Source organism: Sinomonas sp. (assembly GCF_036848755.1).
GTDB lineage: Bacteria > Actinomycetota > Actinomycetes > Actinomycetales > Micrococcaceae > Sinomonas.
Window position 1 is genome coordinate 875 of record NZ_DAIUJO010000186.1, and the last position, 3,481, is coordinate 4,355.

Consider the following 3,481-nt stretch of genomic DNA (forward strand, 5'->3'; position numbering starts at 1 on the left):
CCCCGCCCCCCCGCGCCCCCCCCCCCCCCCCCCGGGCGGCGCACCCCGCCCGGGGGCCGGAGCTCGTCCACGCCGCCCTCGCCGAGCTCGGCCTTGAGGCGCTCGCCGCGAGGCGTGCTCGGACACTGTCACTCGGAAACCGCCAGCGGCTCGGCCTCGCCGCGGTCCTCCTGCACGGCCCGCGGCTCATCGTTCTCGACGAGCCCACGAACTCCCTCGACCCCCGCGGGATCATCCTGCTTCGGGAGACGCTGCTGCGGCGAGCCGCCGAGGGCGCCGGCGTCCTCGTCTCGAGCCATCACCTTGACGAGGTGGCCCGGATCGCGGACCGCATCTCCCTCCTCAATGCGGGGCGGCTCATCGGAACGCTCGCAACCGGCCACGCCGACCTCGAGCGGGCATTCTTCGACGCCGTGTATGCCGACGACGAGAGACGGCTCGGGGCGGGCGGCATGGAGCCATGAGTCTGCCCTTCCTTGGCGCGGCCATCGCCGTCGAGACGCGCAAGGCGGCAGCGAGCCGGACGCTGTGGGCGACCATGGTCCTGGTCGCCTCCGGCATCGCGATCCTCTCTGGAGCCTTCGCGCTCGCGCGCGCGGACGGTTCCGGCATCGTCGCCGCGAAGCTCGCGCTGCTCGTTCACGGCTCCGGGTGGGCGGGCTTCATCGAGATCGCCGAGCAGATCACCGCCGCTGGGGTACTCCTCGCCTTCGGCATCGGCATGACCTGGATACTCGGCCGGGAATTCCTCGACCACACCGTATCCGGCCTGTTCGCCCTCCCCGTGCCGCTGCGGTCGATCGCCCTCGCAAAGCTCGTCGTCGCCCTCTCGTGGTGTGCGCTCGTGACGCTGTTCACGGTGGCTTCTCTCGCCGTCGTAGGCCTCGCGCTGGGATTCGGCCTGCCCGAGGGCGACGCGCTCCTCGCGCTCGCCCGGGAGGCCGCGCTCTGCCTGCTCACGGCGCTGCTCTCGGTGCCGTGCGCTTGGGCCGTGACCCTCTCGCGCGGGCTCCTCGCGGGGATCGGCACGGCCGTGGGGCTGGTCGTCTCGGCCCAGGTGGCGGTCGTCGCGGGGATCGGTGAATGGTGGCCCGGATCTGCGCCCGCGCTGTGGGCCGTCCAGCCGGATGCGATCCCGGCAGGCGCGCTCGCGCTCGTCGCCGTGGTGCCGCTCGTGTTCGGAGCTCTCACGGTCGCCGCGTGGTCGCGGCTCGAGCTCGACCGCTAGCCGGTCCCCTAGCGCTTGTCCCGAGGGGGCGCCGTCGAAGCCCGAAGGACCAGTTCCGGCTCACTGCTGCGATCAACCACGAAGCCCGCCGGAGTGGCCTGCCGACCCAGGCATTGCCAGCAAGGCCGATGCGCTGTCAGCCTGATCTCATCAGATTGGGCCGTGAGGCTCGTCGCGGTCAGGAGGTCACGATGATCACTGCAACCATGGCCGTCGCCACCATTCCGGTCACGGACCTGGAGAAAGCCAAGCGCTTCTACGGTGAGACCCTCGGCCTGACGCAGCTGTGGGAGAATCCGGCGTCCGTTCGCTACCGCTGCGGCGAGCACAGCGAGCTGTCCGTGTTCAAACGGCCGGCTCTCGAAACTGTCCACACCCTCGCTCATTTCGAGGTGGAGGACCTCCAAAGGACGGTCGAGGATCTCGAATCAAAGGGAGTCGTCTTCCTCGACTATTCAGAGGGGCCCCTCAAGACAAGCAGGCACATCGCGCAGATTGGGCCCGCGCTGGGCGCGTGGTTCAAGGACCCGGATGGAAACACTCTGGGGCTGAGGCAGGGCTGAGGGCGCGACGGCGCGCCGGGCGCCGCGACCAGCCGTTCGCCGGCCGTTCATCGGATCTTCCGGTAGTCCCTGCCTGGGGCGGGGTAGCCGACTGGTGAAGGTCGAGAAAGGGTCCACAGAGGGAGAAGAAATGCGAGATGCGGCGATGGGGGAGAGGGTGCGGTCGTGCCACGAGCTCCTGCCGGGTGCGGAGATCGAGGCGCGAGTGCGGGGCGAGAAGCACTTCGAAGGGCAAGTCGACACGGCCCACCCGAAGATGGGCCTGTTCTGGGCCGTGGACAAGGTGGGTGTGCGGAAGCTCATCGAGCTCGACGCGTACGAGGTCTACCGTATCCCCGCGGCCTCGGACTCCTCGTCCGATTGTTCCTGAAGGCCCGTCGTCCGATCTAGACCGCCGGGGGCTGCTCTCTGCTGAAGCGCCACCGCGACCGTCTACCATCGAGAGGGAGGAAGAAGGTGCGGGAATGTCCATCAAGGACCAGTTGCAGGCCGACGTCGTGAAGCACATGAAGGACGGCGACAGGATTGCCCTCCAGACTGTCCGCAACGTCCTCGGCGAGATCGAGACCCGCGAGAAGTCCGGCAAGACCCCGACTGCCCTCGATGATGCCCAGCTGACGAGCCTGCTCCAGAAGGAGGCAGCCAAGCGGCGTGAAACCGCTGCCATCTACAACAACGCAGGGGAGCAGGACCGCGCCGACCGCGAGCTCGCCGAGGCCATGGTTATCGAGGCATACCTGCCTCAGGCGCTCTCGCACGAAGAAGTCGAGGCGATCGTCGACGACGTCATCGCTGGCCTCAAATCCGCTGGCTTGGAACCGAGTGTGCGCCAGATGGGGCAGGTCATGAAGCCGGTCACCGCGGAGGTTGCGGGACGATTCGACGGAAAGACGGTCAGCGAGATCGTGCGCGCCAAGCTCGCCCTCCAGTAGTCCCCTTCAAGCAGCGCGCGCAGTACGCCCCTTCAAGCAGCGCGTCATCCTGCCCAAGTCTCGCCCTGCTCAAGTCGCGCCATCTGGGCCTCTGCCTCGTCGTCGCTGAGTCCGGCGCGGGTCAGGTCCTCGAGGTCGCGCTCGTGGGAACGCAACGCCGGGGGGTCGCTGCGGCTACGCCCGTTACGCGGGCGCGAGGGCCATCTGCCCAACGGCTCCCGTGGGGTTCCGATGGGTGGTTCTGCGGGGTTGGGGCGCGAGGCCATGGGTTCTCCCTGACAGCTTTGGGACCAGCCCGCCCGGGTTGCTGGCCCCCAGGGTCGATCAGTGGGGTGAGGGCGTGCAGCGGCGTTCGCCCCGGCTCCGAGGCGGGCCCATGATCAGGGTCCCGCTGCGGGCCGCACCTTCCAAGGGCAGAAGGTCCCGTGCCGAGGGACCGAAGCCCCGTGCCGAGGGACGGAAGTCCCTTCACCGCGGTGCCCGGGAGGCGGAGAGTGTTCTGCGAGAGGGAGGGACACACGATGACTGTCGAGGCATGCTGGGACTCGCTGGGCGGGGAGACCCGAAGGTGGCTCCTGGAGAATCCCGGGAGCGTGGTGCTGCCGCGCACCGTGGTGAACGCGATCGGTGCTGCCAGCGGTGTCCGGCTGCCCGTCGACCCCCACGGGGAGTACGGCCTCTCGGCCCGAGACCAGAAGTTCATCAGGGACCGGGCCCGCCGTGCCCAAGGGAAGGACTGAAGCCCGCACCGGGGACGG

6 protein-coding genes are annotated in these 3,481 nt (G+C 69.2%); all 6 read left to right on the plus strand.

Going from position 1 to position 3,481, the window contains the following annotated elements; genetic code table 11:
- Positions 1–464 (plus strand): ATP-binding cassette domain-containing protein (locus V7053_RS18060; RefSeq protein WP_334173645.1); only part of this gene is annotated, 464 nt, incomplete at its 5' end.
- The gene (locus tag V7053_RS18065; RefSeq protein WP_334173646.1) at positions 461–1,228 is read left to right on the plus strand and encodes an ABC transporter permease; all 768 of its coding nucleotides are present in this window, start codon (positions 461–463) and stop codon (positions 1,226–1,228) included. The genes V7053_RS18060 and V7053_RS18065, both read left to right, overlap by 4 nt.
- Positions 1,229–1,419: 191 nt before the next feature.
- Positions 1,420–1,791 carry a VOC family protein gene (locus V7053_RS18070; RefSeq protein ID WP_334173647.1) on the plus strand — a complete coding sequence of 124 codons (372 nt, stop codon included), beginning with the start codon at positions 1,420–1,422 and terminating at the stop codon, positions 1,789–1,791.
- A 130-nt stretch (positions 1,792–1,921) separates the two neighbouring features.
- Positions 1,922–2,161: a hypothetical protein gene (locus V7053_RS18075; protein ID WP_334173648.1), complete on the plus strand. Its 240-nt coding sequence runs from the start codon at positions 1,922–1,924 to the stop codon at positions 2,159–2,161.
- Positions 2,162–2,255: 94 nt separating this feature from the next.
- Positions 2,256–2,723 (plus strand): GatB/YqeY domain-containing protein, encoded by a 468-nt coding sequence (locus tag V7053_RS18080; RefSeq protein ID WP_334173649.1) that lies wholly within the window; start codon positions 2,256–2,258, stop codon positions 2,721–2,723.
- Between the two features lie 521 nt (positions 2,724–3,244).
- Positions 3,245–3,463, plus strand: a complete 219-nt coding sequence (locus tag V7053_RS18085; RefSeq protein ID WP_334173650.1) for a hypothetical protein — start codon at positions 3,245–3,247, stop codon at positions 3,461–3,463.
- Positions 3,464–3,481 lie beyond the last annotated feature (18 nt).